The following is a 19596-nucleotide window of genomic DNA, read 5'->3' on the forward strand; positions in this document are numbered from 1 at the left end:
TTCGTACGGGTGCCGGTGACGACGTAGCCCTTGACCCCGCCCGCGAGGGCGTTGCGCACGGCGCCGATGTCGTCTGCGGCGGACAGGGCCAGGCCGTTGGGCCAGCCCGCGGCTCTGGTCTCGGACAGGAGGGTGAGGCCGGAGCCGTCGGGGAGATGGACGTCCGCGACGCAGATGTCGCGGGGGTTGCCGATGCGGGGACGAGCCTCCGCGACGGACGAAGCCTCGATCACGTCGCGAACACCGAGCGCCCACAGGTGGCGGGTGACGGTGGACCGCACGCGGGGGTCGGCCACGACCACCATCGCGGTCGGCTTGTTCGGGCGGTAGGCGACCAGGCTTGCAGGCTGCTCAAGGAGAACGGACACCAGGCCTCCTGGGGTGCGGGACGGGGGGACCGGCTGTGGGGATGGAGCCGGGACGAACCGTGCTTTCAAGGTCACAGAGGTCTTCGGCACCAAACCTGTCGGCCTTTAGAGAATGATCACGATTTGGTGAGTAATGATGTGGGCAATTCGGACGCACGAGCGATCACCCGAAGATCGAAACGAGTCCGCTCCGCTTCGATACGAGGCTGAAAGTGGTCGTATCGATAAAAGGGCAAACGTGTTTTCGTGCAGGCCGCAGCCGGTTCGGGGGCGTGCGGGAAGCTCACCGGAGCACGTCCGTGGCGCTCGCGCGGCCCGTCCGCCCCTGCCGCTGCCCCGGAAGGGGGAGGCGCGGACGCGGGTTGACGGGCGGGCGGCAGGGGCCGGTGCACGACGGACGCCGCACGACGGACGTCGCACGACAGAAGCCGCACCTCCCGTGAGGTGCGGCTTCAGGTGGGGTCCGGGCCGGGGCCCGGGGCCGTGTCCGGCGCGGCGCTAACGGCTCTGCGGCCCCCGCCGTTGCGGCAGGGTGACGATCGAGGCGTCGCCCGGGGCCGCCGGGGGCAGCCCGGCGATCTGGGCGAGGAGGMCGCACCACGACGCCAGGTGGGCGGCCGTGTCCGGGACGCCGCCCAGGCCCTCGCGTGGGGTCCAGGAGGCGCGGATCTCGATCTGGGAGGCCGGGGGCCGCTCCGAGAGACCGCCGAAGTAGTGCGAGCCGGCCCGGGTGACCGTGCCGCTGGGCTGCCCGCAGGACAGGCCGCGGGACTGGAGCGCGCCCGTCAGCCAGGACCAGCACACGTCGGGCAGCAGCGGGTCGGCGGCCATCTCCGGTTCCAGCTCCGCGCGCACCAGCGTCACCAGCCGGAACGAGCCCTGCCAGGCGTCGTGCCCGGCCGGGTCGTGCAGCAGGATGAGCCGGCCGTCCGCCAGGTCCTCGTCACCGTCGACCACGGCGGCCTCCAGCGCGTACGCGAACGGCGCCAGCCGCCGCGGGGCCTTCACCGGGTCGATCTCGATCTGCGGCCTCAACCGCGCGGACCTCAGCGCGTCGACGGCGGCCCGGAACGGCAGCGGAGCCGACTCCGTCGCATCCCGTTCCCCCTCCTTCGGGTCGTCCATCCCGCCAGCGCCGTCCGACAGTCGTCCTTGAGCCGCAGCCATGCGGGGAAGATTAAGGGGAACCGGGCCCCCGCGCAGGGAGAGACACCCGTGCGGCGGACCACTGTCCGGATCCCGTCGCCGCGGAGCGCCCCGAAAACGGCGGTTCGCGGAGGTACCGGGCGCCGCCCCTCCGCGCCGGGGCGGGCCGATCCCCGTGCCGGGCCGGGCCGGGAGCGCTCGCGGACCGTGGGAGACTTTTCGTCGTGAGCGTCATTGACCGCCCCCAGGGCCAGCAACCGACCGCGACCTACGACTCCGCCTTCCTCAGGGCGTGCAGGCGTGAACCCGTGCCGCACACGCCGGTGTGGTTCATGCGGCAGGCCGGGCGCTCGCTGCCGGAGTACCTGAAGGTGCGCGAGGGCATCCCCATGCTGGAGTCCTGCATGCGGCCCGAACTGGTCACCGAGATCACCCTCCAGCCGGTCCGCCGGCACCGGGTGGACGCGGCGATCTACTTCAGCGACATCGTCGTGCCCCTGAAGGCCATCGGCATCGACCTGGACATCAAGCCCGGCGTGGGCCCCGTCGTCGAGAAGCCGATTCGCACCCGCGCCGACCTCGACCGGCTGCGCGAACTGACGCCCGACGACGTCCCGTACGTCACCGAGGCCATCGGGATGCTCACCCGCGAGCTCGGCCCGACCCCCCTCATCGGCTTCGCGGGCGCGCCCTTCACCCTCGCGAGCTACCTCGTGGAGGGCGGCCCCTCCCGCAACCACGAGCACACCAAGTCGATGATGTACGGCGACCCGCAGCTCTGGGCCGACCTGCTCGACCGGCTCGCCGGCATCACCGCCGCGTTCCTGAAGGTGCAGATCGAGGCCGGCGCCTCCGCCGTGCAGCTGTTCGACTCCTGGGTCGGCGCCCTCGCTCCCGCCGACTACCGGCGCTCCGTGCTGCCCGCCTCCGCGAAGGTGTTCCGGGCCGTCGAGGGCTACGGCGTCCCGCGCATCCACTTCGGCGTGGGTACGGGGGAGCTGCTCGGCCTCATGGGCGAGGCGGGCGCGGACGTCGTCGGCGTCGACTGGCGGGTGCCGCTGGACGAGGCGGCGCGGCGGGTCGGCCCCGGCCGGGCCCTGCAGGGGAACCTCGACCCCGCCGTGCTGTTCGCCCCGACCGGGGTCGTGGAGCAGAAGGCGCAGGAGGTGCTGGACGCCGCCGCCGGTCTCGAAGGGCACGTGTTCAACCTCGGGCACGGGGTGCTGCCGTCGATGGACCCGGACGCGCTGACGCGGCTCGTGGAGTACGTGCACGAGCGTTCGGTCCGGTAGGGCCGCCGCTTTCCGGGTGCGGGTTCGCTGTGGCCGGTCGCGCAGTTCCCCGCGCCCCTGACGGGGCGCCCTGAAGGGCGCCGGACTACCAGCGGTGGCCCGCCCTCCTGCCCCACAGGAGGCCCCTCGGCTCCGGCGGGGGCGGGGTGCCGCGGCGCAGGGGCCAGGCCAGGAGCATGCCGGCCAGGAAGCCGACCACGTGGGCCGCGTACGCGACCGTGCCGGCCTCGGAGACGCCCGTACCGGACGAGTACACCGCCTGCAGGCCGAACCAGAAGCCCAGCACGATCCAGGCGGGCAGCCGCAGCGGCAGGAAGATCAGGAACGGCACCAGGACCCAGACCCTGGCCTTCGGGTACAGGACCAGGTACGCCCCCAGCACCCCGGCGATCGCGCCCGACGCGCCGATCAGCGGGTCGCCCGAGTCGGCGTTGACCAGCGCGAAGCCGTACGCCGCCGCGTAGCCGCAGAGCCCGTAGAACAGCAGGTAGCGGACGTGGCCGAGGCGGTCCTCGATGTTGTTGCCGAAGATCAGCAGGAACAGCATGTTGCCCAGCAGGTGCACCCAGCCGCCGTGCAGGAACATCGCCGTCAGGACCGACAGCTGCGGCGACTTGTCGTAGCCGGGCGGGCCGACCACGCAGCCGGGGCCGCCGGCGCCGACCCCCACGTCTCCCGTCGGGACCGTCGTCGGGAGCTGTCCGTGGATCAGCTCCCGCGGCACCGCCGCCCAGTGGTCCAGGAACGCCTGCAGGTGGCACAGCTGGGACAGTCCGCTGCCGCCGGTGAGCGTGCCCGGAGTGATCAGGAAGACCGCGATGTTGGCGGCGATCAGCGCGTACGTCACATAGGGGGTGCGGCGTGCGGGGTTCACGTCGTGCACGGGTATGACCACGGGGGAAGTGTGCCCCTGTTCGGCACGTCTGAACGGGAACGCGGTCGTCCGCGTATGTTCCGGCAACCGTTCTTGGTCCCAGCAACACGTGAGGAACAGGTCATGGACGACCGAGTCGCTCAGCCGCTGATCGCCACACCGGACGGCGAGGCGGAGCTCACCGTGGTACTCCGGCTGTCCTGGGAGGACGTCGCCGCGCTCGGCCAGGAGGCCGGGCGGCTGGCCGCCGGCATGCAGCGGCCCGTGACGCTGGACGAGGCGGCGAGCCACCGGCTGCGGTCGCGGCCGGCCGGCTCGCACGCCCGGTCGGCGCCCGCCGCGGCCATGCCGGCGGCCGCCGCCGCGCCCGCGGTCGGCGGGCCGCCGGTCTCCGCGGTCTCCTCGCTGTCCCGTTCGCCCGGCGAACAGGCCCGGCAGGCCATAGAGAAGATCAACGGCGCACAGGGGGCATGAGCCCGGCGGGCGGCCGGTCCCGTCGACGGGGACCGGCCGTGGTCCGTCAGAGGGACTTCAGTACGCGGACCCGGTCGGCGACGGCCCGGCGGGCGACGTCGCTCGTGAACGCGAGGGAGTCGAACTCGTGCGGGACGCCCGGGTGCAGGTGGAACTCCACGGGTACGCCGGCCCGGCTGAGCAGGGCGGCGTAGGCGAGGTCCTCGTCGCGGAAGACGTCGAGCTGGCCGACCTCGATGTAGGCCGGGGGCAGCCCGCTCGCGTCGTCGAGCCGGGCCGGGGCCGCCGTGGCGGGGACGCCGGGCCCGCCCGCGGCCCCGCCCAGCAGGGCCGGCCACGCGGTACGGCTGTCGTCGTAGGACCACAGCAGGTAGGGCTCGATGTGCGGATCGGGCACGGGGGTGCGGTCGTCGAGCATCGGCATCAGCAGGATCTGCCGGGCGACGGCCGGACCACCGCGGTCCCGGGCGAGGATCGACAGCGCCGCGGCCAGCCCGCCCCCGGCGCTGTCGCCCATCACCCCGATCCGCGCCGGGTCGACGCCCAGTTCGCCGGCGTGCTCGTGCAGCCAGCGCAGGGCGGTGTACGCGTCCTCGACCGGCGTCGGGAACGGATGCTCGGGGGCCCGGCGGTACTCGACCGACAGCATGGGCACGCCACTGGCGGAGACGTAGCGGGCGACGGGTCCGTCGAACAAGTCGATGTGGCCGAAGATGTAGCCGCCGCCGTGGAAGAACAGCACCGCCGGACCCGGCGCGGCGCCGTCCTTGGTGTACCAGCGCATGGCGATCTGCGCGCCGTCGTCGGCGGTGGCCCGGTACTCGCCGGTCGTCACGTCGGCGGGGAAGGGCTGGGCCGCCGACGAGGCACCGATGATCGGCTCCCACAGGGCGCGGCGCGCGGGGACGTCGCCCACGGCCGGCGGCTCGGTGTCCGCCATGGCCAGGGCCATGGGGGCGAACACCTCGGCGAACTCGGGGTCGAAGCTCAGGGACACGGCAGTCTCCTAGACGGTGGCGGGGGAGGGGAGGACGACGGCCTTGCCGGAGATCGGGCTCCTGGCGGCCTCGGCGTGCAGGGCCGGCAGGTCGGCCAGCGGTACCCGCCGGGTGACGGTGACGCGCAGTTCGCCGGAGTCGACCAGCGCCACCAGGCGCGCCAGTTGTGCGGCGTCGCTGTTGACGAAGAGGTCGATGCCGCGCACGCCGCGCTGCTTGTCGTACGGCGCGGGCATCCACACCGTCGTGTTCACCACGACGCCGCCGTCGCGCACCACGGAGGTCAGCGCGGCCAGTTCGATCGGCTCGACGGGTGCGAGGTTGAGCACGGCGTCGACCACCGCGGACAGTTCGGGAACCCCGTGGCCCAGGACCTCGTCGGCGCCGGCCGCCCTGGCCCGCTCGCCGCTGTGCGGGCCGGCCGTGGCGATCACGTGGGCGCCGGCGTGCTTGGCCAGCTGGACGGCGTAGTCGCCGACCGCGCCGCCCGCGCCGTTGATCAGCACGCGCTGACCGGCGGTCAGCCCGGCGTGGTCGAAGAGGGCCTGCCAGGCGGTGAGTCCGGTCAGCGGCAGGGCGGCCGCGTCGGCCAGCGGGATGCTCGTGGGCGCCGGCGCCAGGATCCCGGCGGGGGCGAGGACGTACTCCGCGGCGGCGCCGGCGCCGGTCATCGGCAGGAAGCCGATGACCTGGTCACCCGCTGCGAGGTTGTCCACGCCCTCGCCCAGCGCCTCGACCGTGCCCGCGACGTCGATGCCGGGGGTGTGCGGCAGGGCCACCGGGATGGGGCCCTGCATGGCGCCCGCGCGAATGGTGGCGTCGACCGGGTTGAACGAGGTCGCGGCGACCCGGAGCAGGACCTGCCCCGCGGCGGGTACCGGCTTGTCCACGTCCTCGTGGCGCAGGACGTCCGGGGATCCGTACGCGTGGAAACGCACTGCCTTCATGGCATGCCTCGGCTTTCGTAGGGGTGTGCGTGACGGGAGAAATGCTTCGATTTTGAAGCACTGTGAGGCCTGGGCATGCTCCGGTCGCGAAGCGATGCCTTCAGGGGTGAGGGGGCCGGCAGGGCCTAGTCGGCGGAGACCAGGAGCCGGAGTTTGTCGTGGCTGGGGGAGCCCGGCACGGCGGTGAAGACCAGCAGCGTCTGGTACTGCTCGGGATCCAGCAGCAGCTCGGCGTACAGCTCCAGCTCCCCCAGTTCGGGGTGCAGGTAGCGCTTGAGGTCGTGGTGGTGGGTCACGCCCACCTCGTGCAGCCGCCAGATGTTCGCGAACTCGGGACTGGCCTCCAGGAGCGCCGCGACGATCTCACCGGCCCGGCCCGTGGGGTCCGCCGTGTACGCCTCCCGGATCTCCGCGGCGAAGACCCTGCCCCGTATCGGATGGTCCTCGACGGGATAGATGTCGCGTATCCGCGGATCGCCGGTGAACCAGCGGTAGACCAGGTAACGGGACAGGCCCGAGTACCGGGTGAAGTCGCCGAGCAGCGCGATCGCCGGACGCGTCTGCAGCAAGGTCTCGCCGAACCGTGACAGCACGACGGCGGGCACGTCCGAGAGCCCGGCGACGATCCGCATCATCGTGGGACCGACGTGGTCGTCGCGCAGGATCCGCCGCGGCGTCGACAGACCGCCGAGGACGAACAGGTGGTCGCGCTCGCTCAGGTTCAGGCGCAGGGCCCGGGCGAGCGCGACGAGCATCCGCTCCGACGGCGCCGGACCGCGCTGCTGCTCGATCCTGCCGTAGTAGTCGGCCGACATGCCGGCCAGCGCGGCCACCTCCTCGCGCCGCAGGCCGCCGGTGCGGCGCCGCTGCCCGCGGGGCAGCCCGACGTCCTCCGGCTGCAGTGCCTCACGACGCGCGCGGAGGAAATCCGCCAGCAACGCCCGGTCCATCGTCCGGCCTCCTCTGTTCGACAGGGCAATCCTGGCGTCGACCGGGAGGCGGGTGAAGGGCAACTTTATCCGGGGACCGATTGTCCCCGGCTGAGCGGCGGCGCACCGGCGGCCGGGGAGGCGTTCCCTACGGGGTCGTTCCCTACGGTGTCGTCCCTGGGGGCCCTACGGGGTGGTCCTGCGCAGGGCCGAGACCGCCTGGCGGGCCGCCACCAGGATGGGGTCCCAGACCGGGGAGAACGGCGGGGCGTAACCGAGGTCCAGGGACGTCATCTGCTCCACCGTCATGCCCGCCGTCAGCGCCACCGCGGCGATGTCCACGCGCTTGCCCGCGCCCTCGCCGCCGACGATCTGGACCCCCAGGAGGCGGCCGGTGCGCAGCTCGGCCAGCATCTTCACCGTCATCGGGTCGGCGTCCGGGTAGTAGCCCGCACGGCTCGTCGCCTCGATGGTGACCGACTCGAACCGCAGGCCCGCCCGGTGCGCGTCCTTCTCCCGCAGGCCGGTGCGGGCGATCTCCAGGTCGCAGACCTTGCTCACCGCCGTGCCGACGACGCCCGGGAACGTGGCGTAGCCGCCGGCGACGTTCGAGCCGATCACCTGGCCGTGCTTGTTGGCGTGGGTGCCCAGCGCGATGTGGCGTTCGCTGCCCGAGACCAGGTCGAGGACCTCGACGCAGTCGCCGCCCGCCCAGATGTCCTCGTGGCCGCGCACCCGCATCGCCAGGTCCGTCAGCAGCCCCCGGTGCGTGCCCAGCGGCAGCCCCGCCGCCTCGGCGAGCGCCGTCTCCGGCCGCACCCCGATGCCGAGGACCACCACGTCCGCCGGGTACTCGGCGTCCTCGGTGACGACCGCGCGGACCCGGCCGCCCTCACCGGTGAGGATCTTGGTGACCTCGGCGTCGTTCACCATCGTGATGCCCAGGCCCTCCATGGCGTCGTGCACCAGGCGGCCCATGTCCGGGTCGAGCGTCGCCATCGGCTCCGTGCCGCGGTTGACGACCGTCACCTCGTACCCGCGGTTGATCATCGCCTCGGCCATCTCCACGCCGATGTAGCCCGCGCCGATGACGACCGCGCGGCGGCCCTCCGTGCGGCTCAGCGTGTCGAGGAGGGCCTGGCCGTCGTCGAGGGTCTGCACCCCGTGCACCCCGGGGGCGTCGATGCCGGGCAGCGGCGGCCGCACCGGGCGGGCGCCCGTCGCGATCACGAGCTTGTCGTACGGGGTCCACTCCTCGGCCCCGGACTCCAGGTCGCGCGAGCGCACCCGGCGGCCGTCCACGTCGAGTTCCGTGACCTCCGTGCGCATCCGCAGGTCGATCCCGCGCGCCCGGTGCTCCTCGGGCGACCGCGCGATCAACTGGTCCCGGTCCGCCACGTCGCCGCCCACCCAGTAGGGGATGCCGCATGCGGAGAAGGAGCTGAAGTGCCCCCGCTCGAAGGCGATGATCTCCAGCTCGTCGGGGCCCTTCAGCCGGCGCGCCCGGGACGCGGCGGACATGCCCGCCGCGTCCCCTCCGACGACCACCAGACGCTCTTTCGTACGGTTCCCGTGGCTCATGCTCATGCGAACACGCTACGGGCGACCGGCGTTTCAGTCCCCCTCGGGTGCACTCCCGGCGACTCCGCCGCGCGATGTCCGGCCACGCAGGAAACGCATCCAGAGGAACAGCAGCAGCGCCGCACCCACCAGGAACGGCAGCACCGCGCCCACCGCCAGGGCGATCCAGCGGAACATGGTGACGAACGCGTCCCAGCCGCCGCCGAGCGCGTCCGCGAAACCGGGCTCGTCGTCCTCCTGGGCCTGCTTCACCGGCGTCTCGGACAGGGACAGCGTGATCGTGGCCAGGCTCGTGCGGTCCTTCAGGGAGGCCTGCCGGGCCAGCAGCGACTCCAGGTCGGCCTGCCGGGTGCTCAACTCGCCCTCCAGCGTGACCACGTCGCTCAGCTTGGAGGCCCGGTCCATCAGCTCGCGGATGCGCGCCACGCTGGCCCGCTGAGAGGTGATCCGGCTCTCCACGTCGACGACCTGCTCCGTGACGTCCTCCGCGCTCGCCTTGCGGTCGACGAGCCTGCCCGAGCCCTCCAGCTCCGCCAGCACCTCCTCGTACTCCGCGGCCGGGACCCGCAGGACCACACGGGAGCGCTCGTGGCCCTCGGAGTCGCGGTCCGTGGTCTCCTCGCCGACCACACCGCCCGCGTCCTCCACCGCGGTGCGGGCCGCGGCGAGGGACTTGGGCACGTCCTTGACCCGCACGGTCAGGGAAGCGATGTGGACGACGTGGACGACCGGTCCCGGGGCCGCCGAGGCCCGCCCGCCGCCGGAGCCCTTCGCGCCGTCCGCCTGGCTCGCGGCGCCGCGGTCGAACCCGGCCGCGCCGGACCCGGCCTCCTCGGCGCCCGGACCGGCGGCCTTGTCCGAGCTGGACCCGGAGTCGCCGTCGCCCGCGGAACACCCCGTCAGGGCGAGCGCGCCCGCGAGCAGCAGCGCCGGGAGCAGCCTGAGGGATCGGGCTCGGGATCGGGATCGGGATCGGTACCTGGTCGTGTCGCTGCCGCGCGTCTGCATGTGGCTTACCCCCGAAGGCGTCGTGACGACTGTCGTGATGACTGACGTTCCTTCGACGCCGGAGCCGCCGGGGACGTTGGCCCGTTCCGGTCCCGAACCGGTCACGGTCAGGACTCGCCGGGGTAGCGGAGGAGCACGGACGGGGTCTGGAAGAGTGGGGGGATGCACGCAGACACACATACGGGCACGGACCGGGCGGCGGATACGAGTCCGGGGCACGCCGTCGTCATCGGGGGCGGCATCGCCGGTCTGGCCGCCGCCCACCGGCTCCTCGACGGCGGCGTCCGCGTCACCGTCCTGGAGGCCTCGCAGCGGCTCGGCGGCAAGCTCCTGCCGGGCACGGTCGCCGGCGCCCGGGTCGACCTCGGCGCCGAGTCGATGCTCGCGCGCCGCCCCGAGGCGGTGGCGCTCGCCCGCGAGACGGGCCTCGCCGACCGGCTCCTCCCGCCGACGACGGCGGGCGCCTCCATCTGGACGCGCGGCGCGTTGCGGCCCATGCCCAAGGGACACGTCATGGGGGTCCCGGCGGACGCGGCCGCCCTCGCCGGGGTCCTCTCCGACGAGGGGTTGCGCCGCATCGGGGACGACCGCGACCTGCCCCGCACGGAGATCGGCGACGACGTGGCGGTGGGCGATTACGTCGCTCGGCGCCTGGGCCGTGAGGTCGTCGACCGGCTCGTCGAGCCCCTGCTCGGCGGCGTCTACGCGGGCGACGCGTACCGCATCTCGATGCGCTCGGCCGTCCCGCAGCTCTTCGAGGCGGCCCGCACGCACGCCTCGCTCACCGAGGCCGTCCGCGGGATCCAGCAGAGAGCGGCGGACAATCCGGCGGCGGGCCCGGTCTTCATGGGCATCGAGGGCGGCGTCGGCCGACTGCCGCTCGCCGTGGCTGAGTCGGTGCGCGCGCGGGGCGGCGAGATCCTCACGGGCGCACCGGTGACGGAGCTGCGGCGGGYGGCCGGCGAGGCGGCCGGCGGCGGGCCGCGCGGGCGCTGGCGGGTCGTCGCCGGCGACCGGGTGCTGCGGGCCGACGCCGTCGTGGTGGCGGTGCCCGCCGGCGCCGCCGCCGCGCTGCTCGGCGCCGAGGCCCCCGCGGCGGCGGCCGAGCTGGCGGCCGTCGAGTACGCGTCCATGGCGCTGATCACCCTCGCCTACCGGCGCGACGCGGTCGCCCTCCCCGCGGGCAGCGGCTTCCTGGTGCCGCCCGTCGACGGGCGCACCATCAAGGCGTCGACGTTCGCGTCCCAGAAGTGGGGCTGGATCGCCGCGGAGAACCCGGACCTGGTGCTCCTGCGCACGTCGGTGGGCCGGTACGGGGAGACGGAGGTCCTCGGCCGCGAGGACGCCGAGCTCGTCGAGGTGTCGCGGCACGACCTGCGCGAGGCCACCGGGCTCACCGCGGAGCCCCTGGAGACCCGGGTGACGCGCTGGGACGACGGCCTGCCCCAGTACCCGGTCGGGCACCACGCGCGCGTGACCCGCATCCGCGAGCACGTCGGCAAGCTGCCGGGCCTCGCGGTGTGCGGCGCGGCGTACGACGGTGTGGGCATCCCGGCCTGTGTGGCCAGCGCGAACGCCGCCGTGGACGCGCTGCGGGGCGACGGCCGGCCGCTGGACGCGCTGACCGCGAACCCGGTGCAGAGTCTGCACGGGGGAGCGGGAGAATAGCCCCATGAGTGACGACGCCCCCACCACCGGCCCGGCCAGGACCCCGAACGCCGGCAAGAAGGCCAAGGACCTCAACGAGGTCATCCGCTACACCCTCTGGTCCGTGTTCAAGCTGCGCGACGTGCTCCCCGAGGACCGTGCCGGCTACGCGGACGAGGTCCAGGAGCTGTTCGACCAGCTCGCCGCCAAGGACGTCACCGTCCGCGGCACGTACGACGTGTCGGGGCTGCGCGCCGACGCCGACCTGATGGTCTGGTGGCACGCCGAGACCGCGGACCAGCTCCAGGAGGCGTACAACCTCTTCCGCCGCACGAAGCTGGGGCGCGCCCTGGAGCCGGTCTGGTCGAACATGGCGCTGCACCGGCCGGCGGAGTTCAACCGGTCGCACGTGCCGGCGTTCCTCGCGGACGAGACGCCGCGGGACTACATCAGCGTGTATCCGTTCGTGCGGTCCTACGACTGGTACCTGCTGCCCGACGAGGACCGGCGCCGGATGCTCGCCGACCACGGGAAGATGGCCCGCGGCTACCCCGACGTGCGCGCCAACACGGTCGCCTCGTTCTCGCTCGGCGACTACGAGTGGATCCTCGCCTTCGAGGCCGACGAGCTGTACCGCATCGTCGACCTCATGCGGCACCTGCGGGCGTCGGAGGCGCGGATGCACGTCCGTGAGGAGGTCCCGTTCTACACGGGCCGCCGCAAGTCGGTCGCCGATCTGATCGCCGACCTGGCCTGATCGTTTTTAGGGGCGCGGGGAACTGCGCGCTCAGCCCCCACCGGGGGTCGTGTGCCGACTGCCGGCCGGTGGGGGCTGAGCGCGCAGTCCCCGTGCGTACCCGCCCCCCGTTCGGTGACCAGCGCGGAGCCCGCGAGCCGCCGGTGCATCTCCAGCGCACCGGAGTACGGCGTCGCCGCGTCCCGCTCGGCGGCCAGGAGCAGCGTCGGCGGCAGCTCACCGGGGACCGTGCGGACGTCGAGCGGACGGCGCCGCGGCAGCGGCCAGTACGCGCACGGCAGGTTCGTCCAGGCGTTGGACCAGGTCTCGAAGGGCGCCACGCGCGCCTGGCGGGTGTGGTCGCGGTCCCAGGTGCGCCAGTCCCGCGGCCAGGGCGCGTCGTTGCATTCGACGGCCGTGTAGACCGCCTTGCCGTTCTCCTGCTCCTGCGCCGCGTCCTGGTGCGGCCCCGCCTGCCGTACCAGCGGCTTCGGGTCGCCCTTCAGGTACGCGGAGAGCGCCGCCGCGCGCTGCGGCCAGTAGTCGTCGTAGTAGCCGGTGTCCAGGAACGCGCCCTGCAGCTGCGCCGGGCCGACCACACCGCCCGCCGGTTCGGCCGCCAGCCGTGCCTTCGCCCGCTCGTAACTGCGCCGCACCTCCTCCGGCGTGCGGCCCAGCCCGTACACCGCGTCGTGCCGGGCCGTCCAGGCGCGGAAGTCGGCCCAGCGGCGCTCGAAGGCGGCCGACTGGTCGAGGTTGTTGCGGTACCAGACCTTCGCCGGGTCCGGGTTCACGACCGAGTCGAGGACCATGCGGCGCACGTGCGAGGGGAACAGCTCCGCGTACAGCGCCCCGAAGTACGTGCCGTAGGACGCCCCCATGAAGGTCAGCCTCCGCTCGCCCAGGGCGGCGCGCAGGACGTCCAGGTCGCGGGCGTTGTTGAGGGAGGAGAAGTGCCTGATCGTCCGGCCCGACCGCTCGACGCACCCCCGCGCGTACGCCTTCGCCCGTGCGATGCGCTCCTTCTTGTACGACTGCGACGGGTGCGCCGGCGCCGGTGCGGGCCCCCGGTGCAGGGTCTTCGGGTCCTGGCAGGACAGCGGCGCCGAGCGGCCCACCCCGCGCGGGGCGTACCCGACGAGGTCGTACGCCGCGGCGATGCGCTTCCACTCCGGGACCATGCCGACCAGCGGGAAGTACAGGCCGGACGCGCCGGGGCCGCCCGGGTTGAACACGAGGGAGCCCTGCCGCGGCACGGACCGCCCGCCGTCCTTGCCGGTGGCCTTCACCCGGCTGACGGTCAGCTCGATCCGCTTGCCGTCGGGGTGCGCGTAGTCGAGGGGGACCGTCACCGTGCCGCATTGGAGGGTGCCCGGGCCGTCCTGGTCCTCGGAGCACGTCCCGAAGCGGATGCCGTCGGCGGCGGCGCGTGCGGCGGCGACCGCCGTGCCGTGCCGTTCGGCGAGCCCGGGCGGTGCGCCGCCTGCGGGAGCGGCGGCGACGGCGGTCAGGAGCAGGGCCCCGGCTGTTCCGTGGAGCACGGCGGCGCGCATCGTGTTCTCTTTCCCCTCCTCGGTGCACGGCCCGGTGCACGGTCGGCTGTGACAGAAGGGATGGTTCGTCCGGCGCCGGGCGAAGTAAAGGACCGGCTCGCGGACGCGGCCACGATGACCCCGATGCGCGTCCGGCGTGCGCCGGGGCGCCCTCCGGGGCAGGTCCTACACGTGCGGCTCGCGGTGTCCGAAGGCCGCCCGCAGGTGCGGCTCACCGACCGCGCGGACGCCGCGCACGGCCACCGTGGTCAGGTACGTGCGGTCGTCGCTGTCGGGGTCCGCGCGACGGGTCAGGGCGCCGAGCAGGCGCTGCCCGGCCGGGGACGCCCAGCGGGTGTACGGGTGGACCTCGATGCGGGCGATGGCCAGGCAGCTCAGCGTGAGGACGAGGGGCAGCAGGAACCAGAGGGCCACCAGCGTCCGTTCGCGCGGGTCGGGCGAGGGCGTCAGCAGCGCCACGGCGGCCAGTACCGGTACGGCCACCGCCGCCGCCCGCACCTGGCGCACGGCGCCCGCCACGGTGGTGCGGGCGCCGTCCGGCAGGGCGAGGCCCGCCGCGACGAGCCGGTCGGCGAGGGCGCGTACGGACTCGGCGGCGGCCGCGCTCGTACGGACCGGCGCTATCCGGGACTGGCCGTCGGGGCCGATCGCACCCAGCACCGAGCGCTCCATGTCGTCCCGGCCGCGCGGGTCCACGACGGTCGCCCAGCCGGTGTGCGCGAGCAGCAGCCGGCGCTGGCGGGCCATCGACACGAGCGTCAGCTCGGCGACCCGCGCGGGGCCGCCCGACAGGAACGCGGCCTCGTAGAGCGTCAGGCCGCGGTCGTCGTGCGCGTGCGCCTCGTCCGCGGCGGCGGCGCGGACCGAGGCCAGGCACAGGCGCGTACAGGCGATGCCTGCCGCGGCCCACGCCAGGAGAAGGAGGAGGACCCAGAGCATGCGGTTTTTCTATGCGACGGAGGCCGGGCGGCGCCACGGCTTGTTCACAATCCGGACGAAGCATCGCCCTTCTGTGGCGTTCCGCGGCGGCGGCCTTTCGATTGCCGTCGTGGGCCGGACGGTTACCGTCGCAACAGGACCCGCCGGGTGGCGCGTGCCAGGCGGGCCGCCGGGCGCCGCGACAGCGGGGCGGGGCCCGAGCGCTCCCACCACCAGTCGCTGAGCCGCTGCCGCACGGCCGTGTCCTCGACGCGCGCGTCGAACAGCAGGTGCGCGGCGAAGTCGAGCGCGTCACGTCGGTAGCCGCCGGTCATGGGGTGGCCGTGCGCGTACGCCAGGAAGGCCTCGCGGTAGGACCCGGCGAGGATCTCCGGCAGTTCCGGGGCGAGTTTGGCCACCACGTCGGCCCGCTTGCCCGCGAGCGCCCGCGCCTGCACGGCCAGCCGCGTCCGGTCGAACCCCTCGGGCACGGGGGTCCCGCCGACGAGCGCGGACAGCAGGGCGGTCTGAGCGAGGGCGAGCCGCTGCCGCGCGGGTTCGGTGGCGGCGCCGGCCTCCGGGGGCGCGGCGGTGACGGCGGCGGCGCTCTTCCCCGAAGTGCTCTTCCGCGAGGCGGTCTTCCGCGAAGCGCTCCCGCCCGGGGCGTCCGTCCTCGGGGGGTTCTTCTCCAGCGTCTCGCGGATCGCGCGCAGTTCGCCTTCCAGTTCGGCCGGCTCCGGGAAGTTCTCGTCGCGTTCCAGGAGCACGCCCGGCGGGCGGACGCGGGAGGAGAGCTCGGCGAGGACGTCCAGGACCGCCTGCGGCACGGGGTGCGCGTGGCTGTCGTGCCAGACGCCGTCCCGCTCGAAACCGCCGGCGACGTGGACGTACGCGATGGCCTCGACAGGCAGTTCGTCGAGCGCCTTCACCGGGTCCTCGCCGCGGTTGACGTGATTGGTGTGGAGGTTGGCCACGTCGATGAGCAGGCGCACGCCGGTCCGGTCGACCAGGTCGTACAGGAACTGGCCCTCCGTCATCTCCTCGCCGGGCCAGGAGATCAGGGCCGCGATGTTCTCCACCGCGAGCGGCACCGGCAGGGCGTCCTGGGCGATGCGGACGTTCTCGCACAGCACGTCCAGGGCGTCCCGCGTGCGGGGCACCGGCAGCAGGTGCCCGGCCTCCAGCAGCGGCGAGGCGGTCAGCGCCCCGCCCGCCCGGACGAACGCGATGTGCTCGGTGACCAGCGGGGCGCCGAGGGCCTCGGCCCGGGCGGCCAGGTCGGCGAGCCTGTTCTCGGCGGGGCGGTCGGCGCCGCCGAGTCCGAGCGACACCCCGTGCGGGACCACCGTGACACCGCGCTCGCGCAGGCGCAGCAGTGCGTCGGGGAGGTGCCCCGGGCAGACGTTCTCGGCGACGGCCTCGACCCAGTCGATGCCGGGCATGCGCTCCACGGCCTCGGCGATCTCCGGCCGCCACCCGATTCCCGTACCCAACTGCTTCATCGTTCCCCCTCCTGCACCACGGCTGCACCAGGACCTGTGTGTCGTCTCCTTCGACGGACGTGCGTTCCGGCGTGACCGGGTGATGGCCCCGCGGAACGGGGCCGAACCCATCGGCGGGGACGTTCAGAGCAACATTTGAGGTTCGCGGGCCTCGGGCGGGCCCGCCCGAGGCCTACTGCGCGGGCGCCGAGGCGTCCGGGTCCTCGGGGTCGGGCCGGTTCGTGTTGACCGTGCCGGGCTCGCCGGGGGAGGGCCGCGACGTGGTGGCGATGTCACCGGTCGCCTCGGCGGGCGGCGCCGAGGGGGGCGTCACGCCCGCGGCGGGCGGCGGCGGGCCGCTCGGGCTGGCCGTGGTACCGGCCACCGAGTCGTTGGCGATGGCCTCGAAGTCGACCGCGCCGGTCTTCTCCAGCACCGTGATGTGGTCGAGCACGGTCTGGTTGGCGTCCGAGGCGAGCTGGCGCACCAGCGTGTTGCGCGTCTGGTTCCGCACCGCGCCGATCGCCGGGAAGATCTTGCCGTGCGCGGAGCGCAGCAGGTTCGCCCAGACCTTCGGGTAGTCCGCCTCGCTCGCGTTGGTCATCTGCTGCAGCCAGCCCTGCTGCTGCTCGTTGGGCTGGTTCGGCAGTTCGACGCCGAGCTCCCGCGCGMCCACCCGCACCCGCTTGTCGAGGTCGGTGTGGCCGACGATCAGGTGGTCGGCGGCTTCCTTCATCGCGGGGCTGGGGTTGCGTTCGAGGGCCTGCTGCCCGGCGGGGAGCTCCCACAGTCCCGCCAGCCGCACCCGGACGATCAGGTCCCGGTCGGTGGCGGTGAGCGGCCCGTACTTCGTTTGGACGGTACCGGCGGCGAGGTTCGCCGGTCCCGTCCCGGCGCGGTCGGCGTACGACCACACGGGGAACGCGAGCGCGCCCAGCGTGCCCACGAGTGCCACGATGACGAGGGCCGTACCGTTGATACGACGCACAGGTGCCTCCGGATTTTTACCAACTGGTCGTTGGGAATCTGTACTTGGCCAGCGCCAGAAGATACGTACGGGGCGGCCGGAGCGTTCAACGGTTCATGTTCGCTCCGTCACAGTGCTCACACAGGTCCGCGTCGATCAGGGCGCAGTGCCGGGTGGTCGGCGACCACCGTGCAGGAGCCCGGGGCGATCTCCGTGAAGCCCGCGTCGCGTACCAGCGGCAGGCCGCTGGTCACGAGCTGCTCCCAGCGCAGCGGGTCGGCGGTGCGCACGGCCAGCGGGAAGCCCGCCTCGCGCCAGGCCGTGCGGTCCGCCTCCGGCAGCTCCCACCAGGCGAGCTGGGCGCCGTGGCCGGCCTGGGCCATCGCCTTGCCGGCCGACATGTCCAGGTCGGGGCTCAGCCAGAGCACGGGCGCGGTGCCGTCGGGGTCCGCCGGCCGCTCCGGGTCGTCGAGGTCCGTGCCGGAGACCTGGAGGCGGGCCAGGTCCTTGGGCCAGCCGTCCAGCGGGACCGGCGGGAAGACGCGGACCTCGGCCGACTTGCCGGTGACGGTGATGCCGGGCAGGGCCTCCGCGCGGCGCCACTCGGCGCCGCGGGCTCGCCGGACGACCTTGCGGATGCGGGCGTCCTGCCAGTCGTGGACCGCCTGCGCCCACTCGCCCTCGCCGAGCGCGCGCTCGTCGCTCAGGAGGACCAGGACGGCGCGGGCCGCGGTCTCCAGGGCGTCCGTGCGGGCCGGTGGTTCGTTCCGCTCGATCCGGACGACCAGGGGCAGCACGAACTGGGGTGCCTCGTCGCGGGCGGTCTGCTCGTGTCTGAAGGGGCTGTCCTGGGTTTCTTCGCTGCTCACGGGTCCAGTCTGCCAGCGGTTCGCTCCGCGGGTTGGGCTGGTGTTCGGGTGCGGGTCCGGTGGGGGCCGGCCGCGCAGTTCCCCGCGCCCCTGAAAGACTGCGCAGTTCCCCGCGCCCCTGAAGGGCTAGGCCGCGTTCAAGCGGGACAGTTCTTCCTCCGACAGTTTCAGTTCTGCGGCAGCCGCCGAGTCTCGGATCGTTTCCGGGCGGGAGGAGCCCGGGATCGGGATCGTCACCGGGGCCTTCGCGAGGATCCAGGCCAGGCACACCTGCTGCGGGCTCACCCCGTGCCCGTCCGCCACCTCCGCGAAGACGGCGTAGCGCGAACCCAGTTCGCCGGCGTTCGAGATGCCGCCCAGCGGGCTCCACGGCAGGAACGCGATGCCCAGCTCCGCGCACAGCTCCAGCTCCGGCTCGCTGGAGCGGAAGGCGGGCGAGAACTGGTTCTGCACGCTCACCAGCCGGCCGCCGAGGATCTCGGAGGCCTGCCGGATCTGCGCGGGGTTCGCGTTGGAGATGCCCGCGTGGCGGATCTTGCCCGCGTCCAGCAGGTCGCGGATCGCGCCGACCGACTCCTCGTACGGGACCTTCGGGTCCGGGCGGTGGAACTGGTAGAGCCCGATGGCCTCGACGCCGAGCCGCTCCAGCGAGGCGTCGCAGGCCCGCTTCAGGTACTCCGGCGAACCGTCGAGCGTCCACGAGCCGTCGCCCGGACGCAGGTGGCCGCCCTTCGTGGCGATCAGCACGTCGGAGGTGTCGCCGCCGTAGGAGGCCACCGCGCGGGCGATCAGGGACTCGTTGTGGCCGACCTCGTGCGCGTCCCGGTGGTAGGCGTCCGCGGTGTCGATGAGCGTGACGCCCGCGTCCAGCGCCGCGTGGACGGCGGCCACCGAGCGCTCTTCGTCCGGGCGCCCCTCGATCGACATGGGCATCCCGCCCAGACCGATCGCTCCGACCTGGACGTCACCGATGGTGCGTGTCTGCATGGAGGTTCCTCCTGGGGACTCGTTCGGTACGCTCCAGCCTCCTCCGTGCGGTTTTGGCCGTCCAACAAGAAGATGCGATCGCTTTGAGCGCCGGTGCTGCTGAATGCCGGCGGCCGGCCGGGGCGCGGCTCAGATCAGCTCCGACACCTTCACGAACCGGTACCCGCGCTCACGCAGTTCGGGGACGAGCGTGCGCAGGGCCTCCTCGGTCGCCGGGGCCGCGCTGCGCGTGCAGTGCATGACGACCACGGAACCGGGCCGCACCCCGTCCAGCACCTGGCGCGCCACGGCCCGCGCGTCCGTCGCGAAGGCGTCCCCGCTGACCACGTCCCACTGCACGGCGGTCACCCCGGTGGCGGCCAGCGCCTTCAGCGCCCGGCGGTCGTAGCACCCGCCCGGGAAGCGGAAGTACGGCATCGGGTGCGCGATCCCCGCCCTGCGGAACGCGGCGAACGCCCGCTCCACGTCCGCCCGCATCTCTGCCGCGGGGACGGTCGGCAGCCCGTAGCAGTCGTCGGTGAAGGCGTGGTGGCTGTAGGAGTGGTTCGCGACCTCGAAGAGGGGGTCCCGCCCGATGGCGCGCGCCTGCCGGGGGTACTCCTCGGCCCACCGCCCCGTCATGAACACGGTCGCCGGCACCCGCAGCCGCCGCAGCGTCGCGATCAGCCGCGGATTGTCGAACCGCTCGCCGGCGGCCGCCCGGGCCCCCTGGTCGGCCGTCATGTCGGCGTCGAAGGTCAGGGCGACGGTCCTGTCGCGGGCCCGGGCCGCCCGCATGAAGACGGGGGTCAGTCCGCCAGGACCCGGGGCGAGGGTGGGCG

General features: G+C 73.8%; 19 protein-coding genes. 4 read left to right on the forward strand and 15 right to left on the reverse strand.

Features of this window, described 5'->3' with window-relative positions; genetic code table 11:
• Together FGF04_RS05370 and FGF04_RS05375 are read right to left on the reverse strand one after the other, a co-directional pair.
• Nucleotides 1-368 (reverse strand): response regulator (locus FGF04_RS05370; RefSeq protein ID WP_149510213.1); only part of this gene is annotated, 368 nt, incomplete at its 3' end.
• Nucleotides 369-866: 498 nt separating this feature from the next.
• A complete protein-coding gene (locus FGF04_RS05375; protein ID WP_188113972.1) occupies nucleotides 867-1493 on the reverse strand; it encodes a DUF3000 domain-containing protein in 627 nt (208 codons plus the stop codon).
• 245 nt (nucleotides 1494-1738) lie between these two features.
• Between FGF04_RS05375 and hemE the strand changes: the two genes are divergently transcribed.
• Nucleotides 1739-2806 (forward strand): uroporphyrinogen decarboxylase, encoded by a 1068-nt coding sequence (gene hemE, locus FGF04_RS05380; RefSeq protein WP_149510065.1) that lies wholly within the window; start codon nucleotides 1739-1741, stop codon nucleotides 2804-2806.
• An 85-nt stretch (nucleotides 2807-2891) separates the two neighbouring features.
• On the opposite strand, the gene FGF04_RS05385 is transcribed toward hemE, so the two are convergent.
• A complete protein-coding gene (locus tag FGF04_RS05385; protein ID WP_149510066.1) occupies nucleotides 2892-3701 on the reverse strand; it encodes a rhomboid family intramembrane serine protease in 810 nt (269 codons plus the stop codon).
• Between the two features lie 102 nt (nucleotides 3702-3803).
• On the opposite strand from FGF04_RS05385, the gene FGF04_RS05390 reads away from it, so the two are divergent.
• Complete coding sequence (locus FGF04_RS05390) at nucleotides 3804-4154, forward strand: hypothetical protein (protein WP_149510067.1); 351 nt, start codon at nucleotides 3804-3806, stop codon at nucleotides 4152-4154.
• Between the two features lie 46 nt (nucleotides 4155-4200).
• Here the strand turns inward: FGF04_RS05390 and FGF04_RS05395 are convergent, their stop codons facing one another.
• The 5 genes from FGF04_RS05395 to FGF04_RS05415 form a co-directional block, all read right to left on the reverse strand.
• Nucleotides 4201-5151 (reverse strand): alpha/beta hydrolase, encoded by a 951-nt coding sequence (locus FGF04_RS05395; RefSeq protein WP_149510068.1) that lies wholly within the window; start codon nucleotides 5149-5151, stop codon nucleotides 4201-4203.
• A 9-nt stretch (nucleotides 5152-5160) separates the two neighbouring features.
• Nucleotides 5161-6099, reverse strand: coding sequence for an NADP-dependent oxidoreductase (locus FGF04_RS05400; RefSeq protein WP_149510069.1), 939 nt, complete (start codon nucleotides 6097-6099; stop codon nucleotides 5161-5163).
• 125 nt (nucleotides 6100-6224) lie between these two features.
• Nucleotides 6225-7049 carry a helix-turn-helix transcriptional regulator gene (locus FGF04_RS05405; RefSeq protein WP_149510070.1) on the reverse strand — a complete coding sequence of 275 codons (825 nt, stop codon included), beginning with the start codon at nucleotides 7047-7049 and terminating at the stop codon, nucleotides 6225-6227.
• A 165-nt stretch (nucleotides 7050-7214) separates the two neighbouring features.
• A complete protein-coding gene (locus FGF04_RS05410; protein WP_149510071.1) occupies nucleotides 7215-8615 on the reverse strand; it encodes an FAD-dependent oxidoreductase in 1401 nt (466 codons plus the stop codon).
• A 27-nt stretch (nucleotides 8616-8642) separates the two neighbouring features.
• A complete protein-coding gene (locus FGF04_RS05415; RefSeq protein WP_149510072.1) occupies nucleotides 8643-9617 on the reverse strand; it encodes a DUF4349 domain-containing protein in 975 nt (324 codons plus the stop codon).
• 162 nt (nucleotides 9618-9779) lie between these two features.
• Between FGF04_RS05415 and hemG the strand changes: the two genes are divergently transcribed.
• On the forward strand, nucleotides 9780-11285 hold the full coding sequence (hemG, locus tag FGF04_RS05420) for a protoporphyrinogen oxidase (protein ID WP_149510073.1): 1506 nt from the start codon (nucleotides 9780-9782) through the stop codon (nucleotides 11283-11285).
• 4 nt (nucleotides 11286-11289) lie between these two features.
• Nucleotides 11290-12021, forward strand: coding sequence for a hydrogen peroxide-dependent heme synthase (gene hemQ, locus FGF04_RS05425; RefSeq protein ID WP_149510074.1), 732 nt, complete (start codon nucleotides 11290-11292; stop codon nucleotides 12019-12021).
• On the opposite strand, the gene FGF04_RS05430 is transcribed toward hemQ, so the two are convergent.
• The 7 genes from FGF04_RS05430 to FGF04_RS05460 all read right to left on the reverse strand — a co-directional run.
• Nucleotides 11970-13553: an alpha/beta hydrolase gene (locus FGF04_RS05430; RefSeq protein WP_149510075.1), complete on the reverse strand. Its 1584-nt coding sequence runs from the start codon at nucleotides 13551-13553 to the stop codon at nucleotides 11970-11972. The two genes, hemQ and FGF04_RS05430, sit on opposite strands and share 52 nt — an antisense overlap.
• Before the next feature lie 165 nt (nucleotides 13554-13718).
• Nucleotides 13719-14492, reverse strand: a complete 774-nt coding sequence (locus FGF04_RS05435; RefSeq protein ID WP_149510076.1) for a TIGR04222 domain-containing membrane protein — start codon at nucleotides 14490-14492, stop codon at nucleotides 13719-13721.
• A gap of 122 nt (nucleotides 14493-14614) precedes the next feature.
• The gene (locus FGF04_RS05440; RefSeq protein WP_149510077.1) at nucleotides 14615-15973 is read right to left on the reverse strand and encodes a DUF692 domain-containing protein; all 1359 of its coding nucleotides are present in this window, start codon (nucleotides 15971-15973) and stop codon (nucleotides 14615-14617) included.
• 172 nt (nucleotides 15974-16145) lie between these two features.
• On the reverse strand, nucleotides 16146-16940 hold the full coding sequence (locus tag FGF04_RS05445) for a DUF4142 domain-containing protein (protein WP_149510078.1): 795 nt from the start codon (nucleotides 16938-16940) through the stop codon (nucleotides 16146-16148).
• Nucleotides 16941-17056: 116 nt separating this feature from the next.
• Nucleotides 17057-17788, reverse strand: a complete 732-nt coding sequence (locus tag FGF04_RS05450; RefSeq protein WP_149510079.1) for a peptidyl-tRNA hydrolase — start codon at nucleotides 17786-17788, stop codon at nucleotides 17057-17059.
• A gap of 126 nt (nucleotides 17789-17914) precedes the next feature.
• On the reverse strand, nucleotides 17915-18775 hold the full coding sequence (locus FGF04_RS05455) for an aldo/keto reductase (RefSeq protein ID WP_149510080.1): 861 nt from the start codon (nucleotides 18773-18775) through the stop codon (nucleotides 17915-17917).
• Between the two features lie 129 nt (nucleotides 18776-18904).
• The coding region (locus FGF04_RS05460; protein WP_149510215.1) for a polysaccharide deacetylase family protein at nucleotides 18905-19596 on the reverse strand (692 nt) is incomplete at its 5' end.

Origin of the sequence: Streptomyces apricus, assembly GCF_008369065.1 — a bacterium.
Classification (GTDB): Bacteria; Actinomycetota; Actinomycetes; order Streptomycetales; family Streptomycetaceae; genus Streptomyces; species Streptomyces apricus.